General features: G+C 60.2%; 12 protein-coding genes. All 12 read left to right on the plus strand.

Annotated elements, in window-relative coordinates:
- Nucleotides 1–12 precede the first annotated feature (12 nt).
- The 12 genes from AC2S2E_RS04380 (at nucleotide 13) to AC2S2E_RS04435 (ending at nucleotide 14,762) form a co-directional block, all read left to right on the plus strand.
- Nucleotides 13–1,575, plus strand: a complete 1,563-nt coding sequence (locus tag AC2S2E_RS04380; RefSeq protein WP_486523857.1) for a CAAX prenyl protease-related protein — start codon at nucleotides 13–15, stop codon at nucleotides 1,573–1,575.
- A gap of 75 nt (nucleotides 1,576–1,650) precedes the next feature.
- Complete coding sequence (locus AC2S2E_RS04385; protein ID WP_486523858.1) at nucleotides 1,651–2,688, plus strand: NAD-dependent epimerase/dehydratase family protein; 1,038 nt, start codon at nucleotides 1,651–1,653, stop codon at nucleotides 2,686–2,688.
- Between the two features lie 2 nt (nucleotides 2,689–2,690).
- On the plus strand, nucleotides 2,691–3,977 hold the full coding sequence (gene tviB / locus AC2S2E_RS04390; RefSeq protein ID WP_486523859.1) for a Vi polysaccharide biosynthesis UDP-N-acetylglucosamine C-6 dehydrogenase TviB: 1,287 nt from the start codon (nucleotides 2,691–2,693) through the stop codon (nucleotides 3,975–3,977).
- 167 nt (nucleotides 3,978–4,144) lie between these two features.
- Nucleotides 4,145–5,848: an ABC transporter ATP-binding protein gene (locus AC2S2E_RS04395; RefSeq protein WP_486523860.1), complete on the plus strand. Its 1,704-nt coding sequence runs from the start codon at nucleotides 4,145–4,147 to the stop codon at nucleotides 5,846–5,848.
- Nucleotides 5,849–5,866: 18 nt separating this feature from the next.
- On the plus strand, nucleotides 5,867–6,880 hold the full coding sequence (pseB, locus tag AC2S2E_RS04400; RefSeq protein ID WP_486523861.1) for a UDP-N-acetylglucosamine 4,6-dehydratase (inverting): 1,014 nt from the start codon (nucleotides 5,867–5,869) through the stop codon (nucleotides 6,878–6,880).
- Nucleotides 6,880–8,037 carry a UDP-4-amino-4,6-dideoxy-N-acetyl-beta-L-altrosamine transaminase gene (gene pseC, locus AC2S2E_RS04405; RefSeq protein ID WP_486523862.1) on the plus strand — a complete coding sequence of 386 codons (1,158 nt, stop codon included), beginning with the start codon at nucleotides 6,880–6,882 and terminating at the stop codon, nucleotides 8,035–8,037. Before pseB ends, pseC begins: the two co-directional genes overlap by 1 nt.
- Nucleotides 8,034–8,765: a pseudaminic acid cytidylyltransferase gene (gene pseF, locus AC2S2E_RS04410; protein WP_486523863.1), complete on the plus strand. Its 732-nt coding sequence runs from the start codon at nucleotides 8,034–8,036 to the stop codon at nucleotides 8,763–8,765. Before pseC ends, pseF begins: the two co-directional genes overlap by 4 nt.
- The gene (pseG, locus tag AC2S2E_RS04415) at nucleotides 8,762–9,853 is read left to right on the plus strand and encodes a UDP-2,4-diacetamido-2,4,6-trideoxy-beta-L-altropyranose hydrolase (protein ID WP_486523864.1); all 1,092 of its coding nucleotides are present in this window, start codon (nucleotides 8,762–8,764) and stop codon (nucleotides 9,851–9,853) included. The genes pseF and pseG overlap by 4 nt, the downstream gene beginning before the upstream one ends.
- The gene (pseH, locus tag AC2S2E_RS04420) at nucleotides 9,846–10,382 is read left to right on the plus strand and encodes a UDP-4-amino-4,6-dideoxy-N-acetyl-beta-L-altrosamine N-acetyltransferase (protein WP_486523865.1); all 537 of its coding nucleotides are present in this window, start codon (nucleotides 9,846–9,848) and stop codon (nucleotides 10,380–10,382) included. Before pseG ends, pseH begins: the two co-directional genes overlap by 8 nt.
- Nucleotides 10,375–11,430 carry a pseudaminic acid synthase gene (pseI, locus tag AC2S2E_RS04425; RefSeq protein WP_486523866.1) on the plus strand — a complete coding sequence of 352 codons (1,056 nt, stop codon included), beginning with the start codon at nucleotides 10,375–10,377 and terminating at the stop codon, nucleotides 11,428–11,430. Before pseH ends, pseI begins: the two co-directional genes overlap by 8 nt.
- Nucleotides 11,431–11,461: 31 nt before the next feature.
- A complete protein-coding gene (locus AC2S2E_RS04430) occupies nucleotides 11,462–12,667 on the plus strand; it encodes a hypothetical protein (RefSeq protein ID WP_486523867.1) in 1,206 nt (401 codons plus the stop codon).
- A gap of 49 nt (nucleotides 12,668–12,716) precedes the next feature.
- The gene (locus AC2S2E_RS04435; protein WP_486523868.1) at nucleotides 12,717–14,762 is read left to right on the plus strand and encodes a polysaccharide biosynthesis protein; all 2,046 of its coding nucleotides are present in this window, start codon (nucleotides 12,717–12,719) and stop codon (nucleotides 14,760–14,762) included.
- Nucleotides 14,763–14,770: the final 8 nt, after the last annotated feature.

The raw sequence follows: 14,770 nt of genomic DNA on the forward strand, positions 1-14,770 counted from the left end.
GGGAATCTCGGCTTGCCTGCCATTGTTACGCGGCTTGTCGGGCTCGGCATGATGTTTGAGGTATCGCGTCTCGCCCGGGTCGAAGATGGCTGGTATCTCCGCTTCGGCCCACAACAAGCTTTGGTGTTGTATTGGGCCGACGGAATACAGGTTCTGGGCGACGTCCTGCTGCTGCTGACCATGGCGTGTGTCGTGCAGAACCTGGCGCGAACGCTCGTACCGCGCCGCACAGTCTGGCTGGTGATAGCGTCCACGGCGATCATTCTGACTTCGCTTGCGGCACGGGTCCTGTTCACGCATCCCTTCGGCCCTATCGGCGTACTCCAGTGCCTGCTCGCAGGATTGAGGCTTGCAGCGGTGCTGGCTCTATCGACGGCCTTGTTAGGCCGAACGGGGCGGGAATTGCTGGCGGAGTATGCTCGACTATGGCCTGTCGCCGCCATCGGGCTGGTTTGGCTGGATACATTTTTCCATCCCGTGCCGCTCCGGGTACTGAACCACGCAACGGTGACTGCCGTGCGCTGGGTGTTGATGGTGCTTGAAGGGGCTGATGCCTTCGCCATTTCCGAAAGGCCGGTTTCTGCGTTGGTCCGCTTGGGCGGCTTCCAGGTAGATCTGTTGCCCGTATGCTTAGGCTACGAAGGGCTTCTGCTGTTTTCGGGCCTGTTTGCGGCCTATCTACTGGTCGCCCGTCGTTGGCCCGGTGTGCCGGAACTGGCGGTCTATGCCGTCACCCTCCCGATCCTGTTCTTGGTCAATGTGATGCGTATCGTCATCTTGCTGGAGCTTGGCGCGCGTCTGGCTCCCGAAGGTGCGATCTACGGCTTCCACTCGCGCTTCGGCATCCTGGCGGTGTTGTGCCTTTCTTGCCTGGCGATCCTTGTGGTTGAACGCTGGCGCGATGGTCGGGTTGGCAAGCGGGCGCTTCAGGCTGGATGGAATGATGCGTCAGTTTTGAGCGATTTTCTTCCACTGGCGACGATGCTCGGGATGGAACTGGCTCTGGGCTTTTATCGCAGTGTGATCGACTGGTTTTACCCGGCCACCATGGCGGCGGCGGTGCTGGTTCTCTGGTGGACCCATGGCAGGCGCCGTCATCCCGGCTTGGGGCTCCCTCTCAAAGCTTTCCCAATTCTGGCTGGCTGCGCGGTCTATGGTCTGTGGGTGACGCTTATTCCGGTGGATCAGATCCGCAGCCTTGGCATGGACGCGCAGCTTGCGGGTGTGTCGGGCTGGTTGGCCGGAAGTTGGATCGTGATGCGTCTGTTCGGCGCCGCTTACGTGGTCCCGGTGATCGAGGAGTTGGCCTTTCGGTCTGGTTTGTGGCGGATTGTCGAAAGTGCGCTGACGAATAGATTGCCCGGGCCAACGATAGCAGTGGCGACGTTGACAATCACCTCAACCGCGTTTGCCGCGATGCACAGTCACTTCGTGCCAGCATTTCTGGCCGGCGCGGCGTTCGGTTTGATCCGCATGCGCCGATCGGGCTTACCCGGGGCGATAGTCGCTCATGGTCTCGCCAACGCACTTCTGGGCCTGCACGTCATTGCTACCAGTGAATGGTCCTATTGGTGAATTCTTCGCCGATCCTTTGCGCCTTCATCTTCGACATTTCGTCGTTCCATTACATCGCAGGAAGCCCTTTTTCTTATGAGTCCGCAGACCCCTTTCCGCGCCCGTCGTGTCTTCGTTACGGGGACCGCGGGTTTCATTGGTTTCCATCTGGCCAATCTTCTGCTCGACGAGGGGCTGGAGGTGTTCGGTTATGACGGCATGAGCGACTATTACGATGTCGCTCTCAAGCGTTCGCGGCACGAAATGCTTCTGAGTCGTCCGGGCTTCGCCTGTGTCGAGGGGCAATTGGAGGACCAGCCCCTGCTGGACCGTACCGTGGAAGCTTTCGCACCCGATGCTATCGTCCATCTCGCCGCGCAGGCAGGGGTGCGCTACAGCCTTGAAAATCCGCGCGCTTATATCGACAGCAACATCGTCGGCACCTTCAACGTGCTGGAAGCGGCGCGACGGCTGAAGGTCGGGCACTTGCTGATGGCCTCGACCTCCTCGGTTTATGGCTCCAACGAGGATATGCCGTTTTCCGAAACGGAGAAGGCCGATACCCAACTGACTGTGTACGCGGCGACCAAGAAGGCGACCGAAAGCCTGGGGCATTCCTATGCCCATCTCTGGGATCTGCCGGTGACCATGTTCCGCTTCTTCACGGTCTATGGGCCATGGGGGCGGCCCGATATGGCGCTGTTCAAGTTCGTCGATGCCATTCTCGATGGGCGTCCGATCGATATCTATAACAACGGCGAGATGTACCGCGACTTTACCTATGTCGCTGATCTCGTTCGAGCGATCCGCTTGCTGGTCGATGTACCGCCGGTACGCCCCGATGATGCCGCCGATATCGTCCCGGGCGACAGCCTGAGCCCGGTTGCACCGTTCCGGGTGGTCAACATCGGCAACAACGACAAGGTCCGGCTGCTTGATTTTATCGAGGCCATCGAGGCAGAGCTTGGGCGCCCGGCGATCCGCAACCTCATGCCGATGCAGATGGGCGATGTGCCCGCCACCTGGGCCGATGCCGCCTTGTTGCAGCGGCTGACCGACTATCGTCCGCAGACCGACTTTCGCGACGGCATCGCCCACTTCGTCGCCTGGTTTCGTGAATACTACCGGAAATGATCATGACGAACTCTCCCGATACTTCAAATCTGACCATCGCTGTCATCGGCCTGGGCTATGTCGGCCTGCCGCTTGCCGTTGAATTCGGTCGGCGGCGGCCAGTGGTGGGCTTCGATATTTCTTCTGATCGTATTGCCGAGTTGCGTTCCGGAGTTGATCGTACCCGCGAGGTTACCAGTATGGAACTCGCCGAGGCCCGGCATCTGCGCTTTTCCTCAGAGCTTGAGGACCTTGCGGCCTGCAACGTCTTCATCGTTACCGTGCCAACACCCATCGACCAGCATCGTCGGCCCGATCTCACTCCCTTGCTGGCAGCCTCGCGCACGGTGGGAAAGGCAATCCAACCCGGTGCGATCGTCGTGTTTGAATCCACAGTCTATCCTGGCTGCACCGAAGACGATTGCGTGCCGGTGATCGAGCAGTACTCAGGTTTGCGTTTCAACCGTGACTTTTTCGTGGGTTATTCGCCCGAGCGAATCAATCCCGGTGACAAGGCGCATCGCTTGCCGACGATCCGCAAGGTCACATCAGGCTCTACCCCCGAGGTCGCCGATCTGGTTGACCGGCTCTATGGTGAGATCATCACCGCCGGTACGCACAAGGCCCCCAGCATCCGTATCGCTGAAGCTGCCAAGGTGATCGAGAACACCCAGCGCGACCTGAATATCGCCTTGGTCAACGAGTTGGCGATCATCTTCAACCGCATGGATATCGACACCACCGCAGTGCTGGAAGCGGCGGGCACCAAATGGAATTTCCAGCCCTTCCGGCCCGGCCTCGTGGGGGGGCACTGCATCGGGGTGGATCCCTATTACCTCACCCACAAGGCCGAAGCGATCGGCTATTACCCGGAGATTATTCTTGCCGGTAGGCGCCTCAATGACCGCATGGGGTCCTATGTGGCTGAACAACTGGTCAAGGGCATGATCCGCCACCAGATCCAGGTGGACGGTGCCCGCGTGCTGGTGCTGGGCATGACCTTCAAGGAAAACTGCCCCGATTTGCGCAACAGCCGCGTGATTGATGTGATCGAGGAGCTTCGCAATTTCGGTTGCCTTGTCGATATCTATGATCCCTGGGCCGATCCGGTCGAAACGAGCCATGAATATGCAATCGACCTTTGTGTCGATCCGGCCGCAGGCATCTATGATGCCATCGTGCTCGCTGTCGCTCACGACACGTTCCGCGCTTTGGGAAGCGAAGCAATCCGTCATTTCGGAAAGGCACGCCATGTCTTGTACGATCTCAAAAGTGTCCTCCCGGATGGCGAAGCCGACCTGCGGCTGTGACTGTGCGTCTGAACGGTTCGAAACCCTTGGTAATCAAGCAGAAGCCAGTGCTTCAGCCTGTTGATGCTCAGATGTCCGGAAGACCATCGCTGTGGCGAAGCCTTCATGCGCTATACCACTTCCTGTCCGCACGGCGGCGCGCGCAGCTTGGTCTTCAAACCGGACTCATGTTGATTGGCGCGCTGGCCGAAATGGCGACGCTGGGCGCGGTGGTGCCGTTCCTTGCCTTGCTCGCTTCACCGGGTGGCCCACGCTTTCATATTCCGGTTATCGACTGGCCGTTGGGTATTCGTGAGGCGTCATGGCTGTTCGGAACGATTGCGGTATTTTCGGCGTTCCTGCGAATCTTCACCCAATGGGCCGGCTTTCGGTTCGCCTTCGGACTGGGTGGCGATCTCGCCCGCGAGGTGTTTCGCCGCACACTCTACCAGCCCTATGCCTGGCATGCGAGCCGCAGCAGCAGCGAAGTACTTGCCGGGCTGACCAAAGTGAATGCTGTGGTAGCTGGCATCATCAATCCCTTGATGCAAGGCATCGTCGCCTTTTTGATCTCGCTGGGGATCATGGCCGCACTGATGCTGGTGGACCCGCGCACGGCCTTGCTGGCAGGAGTGATCATCGGTGCGCTTTATGTCGCCACCAGCCTGTTTGTGCGGCGGCGGGTCCAACGTAACGGCCAGGTCATTGCCGGAAACGAGCGGCTGAGGGTAAAGGCGGTGCAGGAGGGGCTGGGGGGCATCCGTGACGTGTTGCTCGACGGCACGCAACCGTTCTTCAGCACCGCATTCGACCGGGTGGACAGCCTGAGCCGCCGGGCGCAGGCCTCGAACAGCCTGCTGTCCAACGGTCCGCGTTATTTCATCGAGGCGGCGGGTATGGTTTGCATTGTCGCCTTGGCCAATTGGCTGAGCGGGCGCCAGGGCGGGCTGTTGGGCGCGATCCCCATCCTGGGCGCGTTGGCCTTGGGCGCGCAGCGCCTGTTGCCTCAGCTGCAGTTCATCTATTTCGCCTGGTCGCAGATCACCGGCACGCGAGCACAACTCGACGACGTGCTGAAACTGACCGCGCTGCCTGTTCCCGCTGATACAGGGTATCTTCCCACGCGCCTGCCTGAGCCTGATGACATGCCTTCGCTGGTGGAACTGCGCGCGGCTGGTTTTCGCTACGTCGCCGATGGCCCACCTGTGCTGGACGCGATCGATCTTGTCGTCCCGCGCGGCGCGCGCATCGGCTTCATCGGTAAGACCGGCTGCGGCAAGAGCACCCTGATCGATCTGATCATGGGCCTGCTCGATGCAGGTGACGGAGCAGTGCTGGTGGACGGCACGCCGTTGAACGAGGCCAACCGCCGCTCCTGGCAGCGGCGCATCGCCCATGTGCCGCAGATGATCTTCCTGTCCGACAGTTCGATCGCCGAGAATATCGCCTTTGGCGTGCCCGTGGGCCAGATGGACCGAAAGCGGGTCGAGCGGGCAGCGGCGATGGCGCAACTGGGCGGCTTCCTCGACGAATTGCCCGGCGGCCTCGACACTTGCGTTGGCGAACGCGGCGTGCGGCTGTCGGGTGGGCAGCGCCAGCGTATCGGGCTTGCCCGCGCGCTTTACCGTGATGTCGATGTGCTGGTGCTCGACGAGGCGACCAGCGCGCTCGACGACTGTACCGAAGCGGCGGTGATGCGCGCGATCGAGGGACTGGGCCGCGATATCACGCTGCTGATGGTCGCTCATCGTCTGTCCACGCTGCGCCATTGCGACAGCATTGTCGAACTGGCCGGGGGCCGGATCGTCCGAATGGTCCCGCCCGAATCAATCCTGTCCGCCGAACTGGCGAACCCAAACGTTCCGCCGCTTCCTCCTGCGTATTTTGACTAAACTGGACCTGTCCTTACCATGATCGATACGACTTCCATCCTGTTAACCGGCGGCACCGGCTCGTTCGGCCACGCTTTCGTCAAGACCGTGCTTGAACGCTATCCGCATATCCGCCGGCTTGTGATCTATAGCCGTGATGAACTGAAACAGTTCGAGATGGCCCAGCGCTTTCCGGAAAAAGACTATCCGATGCTGCGCTATTTCATTGGCGACGTCCGCGATGGTGACAGACTGCGCCGCGCCATGGAAGGCATCGACACCGTAATCCATGCCGCCGCGCTGAAACAAGTGCCTGCGGCGGAATATAATCCGTTTGAGTGCATCAAGACCAATGTCATTGGCGCGCAGAACCTTGTCGAGGCATGTCTGGACAGCGACGTGCGGCGGGTGGTGGCACTGTCCACCGACAAAGCGGCGGCACCTATCAACCTCTATGGCGCCACCAAGCTGTGTTCCGACAAGCTGTTTACCGCTGCACAGAATATCAAGGGCGCACGCGATCTGCGTATCAGCGTGGTGCGTTATGGCAATGTCATGGGCAGCCGGGGGTCGGTGATCCCTTTCTTCCTCGATCGCCGCAAGAGCGGTGTCCTGCCAATCACAGATCCGGCCATGACCCGCTTCAATATCAGTCTGCGCGAAGGTGTGGATATGGTGCTGTGGGCTCTGGAAAATATGCGTGGCGGGGAAATCTTCGTGCCCAAAATCCCCTCCTATCGCATCACTGACGTCGCAATGGCCATCGCCCCGGAATGCCGTCAGGAAGTGGTCGGTATCCGACCGGGCGAAAAGTTGCACGAGGAGATGATCACCGCCAGCGACAGTTTCAACACTGCCGATCTGGGCGACTATTACGCGATCCTGCCTTCCGCCGGAAAATGGCCGCTGGAAAATTATTGCGCGGAAGTCGGTGGCAAACCGGTGCCGCCAGGTTTCGCTTATAACAGTGGCACCAACGAGGAATTCCTCTCTGTGAGCGAATTGCGTGCGTTGATCGGCCTTCACGTTGGCCAGTTCGAGGATGTCACCTGATGATCCCCTACGGCCGACAGCACATCACTGAAGCAGACATCGGCGCCGTGGTCGAGGTGTTGCGCTCGGACTGGCTGACCCAGGGACCTGCGGTTCCCCGCTTTGAGCAGGCGTTGGCGGCTTATTGCGGCGCGGGGCATGCCGTGGCGGTGAACAGCGCAACCTCGGCCTTGCACATCGCCTGTCTGGCTTTGGGCTTGGGGGCAGGAGATTGGTTGTGGACCACTCCGATCACCTTCGTTGCCTCGGCCAATTGTGGCCTCTATTGTGGCGCTTCGGTCGATTTCGTCGATATCGACCCGCGTACCTACAACCTGTGCCCTGAGGCGCTGGCCGCGAAACTGGAGCGCGCGGAGGTCGAGGGTCGGTTGCCCAAAGTCGTGGTTCCCGTCCATCTGTGCGGACAGCCCTGTGACATGGCGGCGATCCACGCGCTGTCGCAGCGCTATGGCTTCCGGATCATCGAGGATGCCAGCCATGCCATTGGTGGGCGCTATCGGGACGAACCCATTGGCAGTTGCCGCTATAGCGACATCACTGTGTTCAGTTTTCACCCGGTCAAGATCATCACCACCGGCGAAGGTGGCATGGCGCTGACAAACGATCCAGATCTGGCCGCGCGTATGGAATTGTTACGCAGTCATGGCATCACCCGCGATCCTTGCGCGATGACGCAGGCGCCTGATGGGCCGTGGTATTACCAGCAGGTCGATCTCGGTTTCAATTATCGCATGACGGATTTGCAGGCAGCGCTTGGCCTCAGCCAGTTCGAGCGTCTGGACGGCTATGTCGAGCGCCGTCATGCCTTGGCTGGTCGCTATGACGCGTTGCTGACGGACATGCCTGTCATCAGGCCGTGGCAGCACCCCGATGGTTATTCCGGCTTGCACCTTTATGTGATCCGTATGGGCGAAAGCGTCGGCTCGTGCCATCGCGCGGTATTCGAGGATCTGCGTGCGGGTGGGATCGGTGTGAACCTGCATTATATCCCGGTACACACCCAGCCGTGGTATCGGGCGATGGGTTTTGTCGAGGGCGATTTCCCCGAGGCAGAGGCATATTATCGCGAGGCCATCAGCCTGCCTATGTTCGCCAGCATGACGGAGGGACAGCAGGATGAGGTTGTTGCGGCATTGACGCAGGCCGTCACCCGATGAGGTTGGCGGTGATTCCGGCGCGCGGTGGCAGCAAGCGCATCCCACGGAAGAATATTCGGGATTTCTGTGGTCAACCGATGATTGCCTGGTCGATCGCGGCCGCCCGCTCGAGCGGTTGTTTCGATCGTATCATCGTTTCCACAGACGATGATACGATCGCTGAAGTGGCCCGCGCGAACGGTGCGGAGGTGCCCTTCCGGCGCCCTGCCATCCTGTCCGACGACCATACCGGAACCGTGCCCGTCGTCGCCCATGCAATCCGCTGGGCACAGGAGGAGGGGGCTGATCCACAAGTGGTCTGCTGCCTTTACGCCACAGCGCCCTTCATGCGTCCTGCTGATCTGCAACGCGGCCTGGCCCTGCTTGAAGAGACCGGCGCCAGCTTTGCCTTCTCGATTACGAGCTTCCCCTTCCCTATCCAGCGGGCGTTGCGGCTGACCGCCGATGGCCGCACGGAAATGTTTGACCAGAGCCAGGCCCAGACTCGCTCCCAGGATCTCGAAGAAGCATGGCACGACGCCGGGCAGTTCTACTGGGGTAGCAGCCTGGCATGGCGAACGGGTCAGCCGCTGTTCGGACGGGAATCGGTGCCGGTTATCCTGCCGCGTTACCGAGTTCAGGACATCGATACCCTTGAGGACTGGGAACGAGCGGAGTGGCTGTTTCGCGCGCTCCGCGCTGTTGAAGCGCCAGAGTGTGTATCGAATTACGCGGGTAAGGGCGAATGATGCGTCGCATTGCTTTTCGCGCCGATGCAGGCGTGAACATCGGCACCGGTCATGTCATGCGGTGTTTGACACTGGCGGACAGGCTGGCCGCTGGTGGTCATGAGATCCATTTCCTGTGCCGAACCCAGCCCGGACAGATGGCCGATGCGATCGCTTCGCGCGGTCATGGGGTGACACTGCTGCCAGCGGGCCAGCGGCCGTTCGAAGAGGAGGATTACTGCTCCTGGTTGGGCGTTGACTGGTGCGAGGACGCGGCACAATGCCAATTGGAAATAGCTCAGGGGGTCGATTGGCTGGTGGTCGATCACTATGCGCTCGATGCCGGATGGGAAAGCGTGATGCGGACGGTCGCGCGACGGATCATGGTGATTGATGATCTGGCTAATCGGCCACACGATTGCGACCTGTTGCTGGATCAGACGCATGGACGCAACCGAACGGATTATAGCGAGCTAGTGCCAGCGCGGACCAGGATACTCTGTGGTTGCGAATACGCCTTGTTGCGGCCCGAGTTCGCAGCTCGCCGCGAGGAGGCGCTTGTTCGTCGGCAAAGCGATGACATGTTGCGCCTGCTCGTTTGTATGGGCGGTGTCGATAAGGATAATGCCACGGGGGCGGTTCTCACCGCCCTGGCGGCCGCTGATCTGCCGGATGGTTGCCAGATCACCGTGGTGATGGGGCGGGATGCGCCATGGATCACGCATGTGCGCCGCCTGGCTGCCGCCATGCCGGTGATGACCGAGGTGTTGTGCGATGTGGCCGATATGGCCGCGCTGATGGCAGCGAGCGATCTGGCTATAGGCGGTGCGGGAGGCAGCGGTTTGGAGCGATTTTGCGTCGGGCTGCCCAGTATCTCCGTGGCGCTTGCGGAAAATCAGCGCCCTGCGGCAAAGGCGTTGGACTATGCCGGGGCAACCATCAGTTTGCTGGCTCCGGGCGAGATCATCACCCGCCTGCCTGGCATTATCGGGCATATGACAACGAACCCCGAAGCGCGGCACGCCATCGCGGCGAAGGCGGCATTACTCTGCGATGGCAGGGGAGGAGAGCGGGTCTTTGAAGCGATGTGTGGCTTTGGCGATGACTGATCGCATTCCGTCTATGCGATTGCGGCTGCTGACAGAAGACGACCTGACGATGATTTTGGGTTGGCGCAATGACGAGTTGGTTCGTCGACACATGTTTAACCGACAGATTATCGCCGCCGATCAACATCGTGTCTGGTATGAACGGGTGCGATGCGATCCCGTGCGGCGGCTGTTCGTCTTCGAGTTGGCCGGGGTTCCCTCTGGCTTCGTCAACTTTCATCCGGTGGCGCGGGGTGGGATCGCTGAATGGGGCTTTTATCGGGCGCCGGACGCATCGCGCGGTAGCGGCCGACTGCTGGGGCGGACCGCATTGGATCATGCCTTTGCCGAGCTTGGGCTGCACAAGGTCTGTGGCAGAGTATTGCGCGAGAATAGTTCTTCCATCCGCATGCACGAGGCTCTGGGTTTTCGATGCGAAGGGATACTGCGCGAGCATCACCGCAGCGACGAAGATTACCATGACGTGCTGGCTTTCGGCCTTCTGGCCAGAGACTGGTGCCATCGAACCGATGAGATTTCTAATGCCTGATCAACCCGATCTGACCATCGCCGACCGTCCGATTGGCATGGCTTTTCCACCTTACGTCATCGCGGAGCTGTCAGCCAATCACAATGGCGATATCGATCGGGCGCGGCGGATCGTCACAGAAGCCAAACTTGCTGGAGCTGACGCTGTAAAATTGCAAACCTATCGCCCCGATACCATCACCCTGAACTGCGAGGACGACGCTTTTCGCATCCATGGCGGCCTGTGGGATGGGCGCACGCTTTATGACCTCTATCAAGAGGCCCATATGCCATGGGATTGGCACAAGCCATTGTTCGACCATGCGCGCGCATTGGGTATCACCATCTTCAGTTCGCCTTTTGACACCACCGCCATCGATCTGCTGGAGGATTTGAATGCTCCAGCCTACAAGATCGCCTCTTTCGAGGCGGTGGATCTCCCGCTTATTGAATATGCCGCGCGTACTGGCAAACCCCTGATCATATCCACGGGTATGGCCGATGCGCAGGAGATTGCCGAGGCTATCGATGCCGCACGTGGGAGTGGCTGTACGCAACTCGCTATTCTGCACTGTGTCAGCGGTTATCCTGCTCGGCCCGAAGAGTACAATCTGCGGACATTGACGGACATGATTGCCCGCTTTGGTCTCGTTACCGGCCTGTCTGATCACACGCTGGATAACACCACCGCCATCGCCAGCGTGGCCTTGGGCGCTTCGATCATTGAGAAGCATTTTACGCTCAACCGTGACGGGGGTGGGCCAGATGACAGCTTTTCGCTGGAGCCTTTCGAGATGGCAGGTCTGTGTCAGGGTGTGCGAGCGGCTTGGCATGCACTGGGCCGACCCGATTATGGGCTGAAATCGAGCGAACAGGGCAACGTGCAGTTTCGCCGCTCACTCTATTTTGTGAAGCCGGTCATGGCTGGCCAGATCATCGAGGCCGATGCGGTGCGCTCGGTGCGGCCTGGCTTCGGAGCGCCACCGAAATACCTGGGGCGAGTGATCGGTCGTCGCAGTCGCAGCGATCGGCCCGCAAACAGCCCCGTTTTACTCGACGATCTCGATTGAAGCACGCGCCAGTCATGGCTTTTGAAAAAACATGTCGGATATCAGCGCAACCAACTTGCTGATCTGCCTGAGGCGGTCGGGCGAGCGCTTGAGACCGGCTCTCGCAGATGTGCGGCGGCGCCGGCCTCGGCTGGAGCCGTTTCTCGCGCCGTGGCGCGTTTTGACGCAGCTTGCGGAAGTGCCGCTTCGTTTACCTGCGTGCACAAGGTATTACATCGCTTCGCGGATCCGGCCAAATTCGAAGGCCGAAGCGGTGGTAAGCGAACTGATAGCCGCAGGCATCGATCCTGATGCGATCTGGACGTTCGAGCGACAATCCGGGCATCTGCCAGCGCGGGCCTTGCGGGCGGGGATATGGACGCTGCGTCTGGCACCGATGGTGATAAGGCTGGCGCTTGCTCGCCGTTTGGACGACTCTGACCGGCAGGTTCTGGTGGGGCGTGCGGCGATGCGTCTGCTCTTGCGGCGGACCCCATCTGCAGTGCCTGTGATCGTGAGCGATGTCAGCCCTGTGCTCTACATGTTGTGGAGTGCGGCGATCTCGTTGAGGCGTGCCCCAATGTGGTGGCAGGACGACTACCACCACATTGGATCGTTGCCCTATCCGGTGAGCGCCGCAGCGGTACTCAATCAGGGCGGGTATGCAGCAGTGCTGGCGCGCAGTCCTGACGCACTGATCACGAGGCGACCGCAGACGGTCGTGAAGTTGATGCGTGCAGCACCATCGGCGCCCCGTCTGGGCGCTGCGACCAATGCCAGCTTTGCCGCAACCCCGGCGCAGGTCGCGCTACTGGCCGGGTTGCGCGATCAGCTGGGCGGTAAGCAATTGCTGCTTCGATTGCATCCGAACAGCCCGTTGCATGGTGGCAACCTGGCTCACCCATGGCTCGCCATCGCTCCCGCTGATGAGCCTTTGGCCACCTTTGCGACACGGATTGATCTGGCAATCGTGGGGAATTCGGCCGTGCAGATGCGCCTTCTGGGTGAAGGTGTGCCTGTGTTGCATGTAGCCGGACTCGATGAGCATGGCTTCGATCTCTACGGCTATATGCGGGAAGGCTTCAGCTTCGGTTCGCCCCATCTGGAAGATGTCTGTTTGGAGGCGATCAACCGTCATTACGCCGATCCAATCGTCCAGCAGCGCATTGCGGATTTCATGAGCCTGCGGCGAGACATTATCATTCCTGACCTTGCCGCGCTGTCTCATAGCCGCGGCGATTGGGGCCGATCCTTCTAACTGGACCAGCCGCATGGCGCCAGCGAGCGCCAGAAACCCAACCATGACGATGCTCGACACCGATACGGCGCGCGTTGCGCTGTGTCGGGCGACGTTCCGACGAGAAGCGATGATATCGATGACGATGCTGATGAAACGATGGCTGGTAAGCCTCGCGGGGATGTCACGACGCCTCAAGCTGCTTGTTGTGCTGCTATTGGATGCGGCGATTGCGGTCTTGAGCCTGATCTGGGCGGTGGCTTTACGGCTGGAAGATGTTTCGTACCTGGGTGATATTCGCTTCTGGTGGGTTACCATACCGCTGGCTGCTATCATGCTCGCGGGGCTCGGTACTCTGGGCGTCTACAGGACGGTGATCCGTTATGCCTCGTTTCCGTTGCTGCCCAGGCTGGCGGTGGCTGTCGGAGCAGCGGCTGTCGCGCTTTATCCTTTGGCACGCATCTACGGATTGTTTCTGCCTCGCTCAGTACCTGCCATTTTTGCTGCCCTTTGCCTCATCATGCTGTCAACCGTTCGCTTGGCGATGCGCTCGGCGTTGCATCATCTGGATCGCGGACGGAAGATGTCTGTCATCATATACGGCGCGGGCGCTGCTGGTCGGCAACTCAGCCAGGCACTTTTGTGCGGCAAGGAGTATTTGCCGGTTGCCTTCGTGGATGACAGTTCTTCCCTTCGTGGGGTGTCGATCAGCAACTGCCGGGTGTTCGGGCCAGAGGACATCGGGGCGCTCATCGAGCGGTACGGCGTAACGCATGTGCTGCTGGCATTGCCCAGCGCCTCTCTCGGTGAGCGCAAGGCCATCCTTCGGCGTCTCGAGTCCCATCCGGTGCATGTGCAAACTATTCCCGGCATGGCCGACCTCATATCCGGTGCTGCGCGGGTCAGTGATTTCCGGGACATTTCCATCGAGGAACTGTTGGGTCGCGATCCGGTCAGGCCAAACGCCGAGATGATGAGTGCGGACATTGCGGGGCGCGTGGTCATGGTGACGGGCGCGGCTGGTTCCATCGGGAGTGAGTTGTGTCGTCAGATCATCGGCCTTGATCCGCATACTTTGGTGTTGTTCGAGATTTCGGAAATAGGGATCTACCGGATAGAAGCTGAATTACGCGACCTTGCCCTCGCTTCGTGTCGGCGAATCGACATCGTGCCGGTTCTCGGGTCGGTGCAGGACAAGCACCTATCGGAACGGGTGATGCGCGCCTACGGTGTGCAGACAGTATATCATGCCGCCGCCTACAAACATGTACCTATTGTCGAGGAAAATATCGTCGAAGGCATTCGTAACAATGTCTTTGGAACCGAGACGCTGATACGCGCGGCCACTGCCGCCGGGGTCGAACTTTTCCTGATGATTTCCACCGATAAGGCAGTAAGGCCGACCAATGTCATGGGCGCTTCCAAGCGTATCGCGGAATTGATCTGCCAGAATGCGGCCAGGCAAAGCAAGGCAACGCGCTTTGCAATGGTGCGCTTTGGTAATGTATTGGGATCGTCAGGCTCGGTCGTGCCGCGTTTTCGCGAGCAGATCGAAGCGGGAGGTCCCGTCACGGTCACTCATCCCGAGATCACGCGCTATTTCATGACCATTCCCGAGGCCGCATCTTTGGTGCTTCAGGCAGGAGCTATGGGACGGGATGGTGATGTGTTCCTGCTCGACATGGGCGAACCGGTGCGCATCGTCGATCTGGCGGCTCGGATGATCCGCCTTGCCGGCTTCTCGCCCTATCAGATGGATGGCGACGAGACCGTTGCTGGCCTGCCTGCGCATGGTGGTGACATCGGCATAACCTTCAGCGGGCTGCGCTCCGGCGAGAAATTATACGAAGAACTGTTGGTCGGTGACAATGCTGAGCCAACCCAACATCCGCAGGTCATGAAAGCCAATGAGATATCCATGCCAGAAGAGGCACTGGCCGAATTGCTGGCTTGCTTGCGCCAGGCCTGTGTTCGTCATGATGCCGCCTGGATCCGCAGCCTGCTGGAGGCGGCGCCGATCGGCTATTGTCCCTCCCATCGTATCGCCGATCTGGTCTGGACGCGGCAGGCCCGCGTCGGGCTGAAGATCGTTCCGACCGCTGCCGGGGCGGCCTGAGGCACGCT

The sequence above is a fragment of the Novosphingobium sp. 550D genome (assembly GCF_057401885.1).

Coding starts and splice junctions, on each gene's coding strand:
- pseC (WP_486523862.1), top strand. CDS start 6,880: ATGATCCCCTACGGCCGACAGCACATCACTGAAGCAGACATCGGCGCC.
- tviB (WP_486523859.1), top strand. CDS start 2,691: ATGACGAACTCTCCCGATACTTCAAATCTGACCATCGCTGTCATCGGC.
- pseI (WP_486523866.1), top strand. CDS start 10,375: ATGCCTGATCAACCCGATCTGACCATCGCCGACCGTCCGATTGGCATG.
- pseH (WP_486523865.1), top strand. CDS start 9,846: ATGACTGATCGCATTCCGTCTATGCGATTGCGGCTGCTGACAGAAGAC.
- AC2S2E_RS04430 (WP_486523867.1), top strand. CDS start 11,462: ATGTCGGATATCAGCGCAACCAACTTGCTGATCTGCCTGAGGCGGTCG.
- pseG (WP_486523864.1), top strand. CDS start 8,762: ATGATGCGTCGCATTGCTTTTCGCGCCGATGCAGGCGTGAACATCGGC.
- pseB (WP_486523861.1), top strand. CDS start 5,867: ATGATCGATACGACTTCCATCCTGTTAACCGGCGGCACCGGCTCGTTC.
- AC2S2E_RS04385 (WP_486523858.1), top strand. CDS start 1,651: ATGAGTCCGCAGACCCCTTTCCGCGCCCGTCGTGTCTTCGTTACGGGG.
- AC2S2E_RS04395 (WP_486523860.1), top strand. CDS start 4,145: ATGTTGATTGGCGCGCTGGCCGAAATGGCGACGCTGGGCGCGGTGGTG.
- AC2S2E_RS04435 (WP_486523868.1), top strand. CDS start 12,717: ATGCTCGACACCGATACGGCGCGCGTTGCGCTGTGTCGGGCGACGTTC.
- pseF (WP_486523863.1), top strand. CDS start 8,034: ATGAGGTTGGCGGTGATTCCGGCGCGCGGTGGCAGCAAGCGCATCCCA.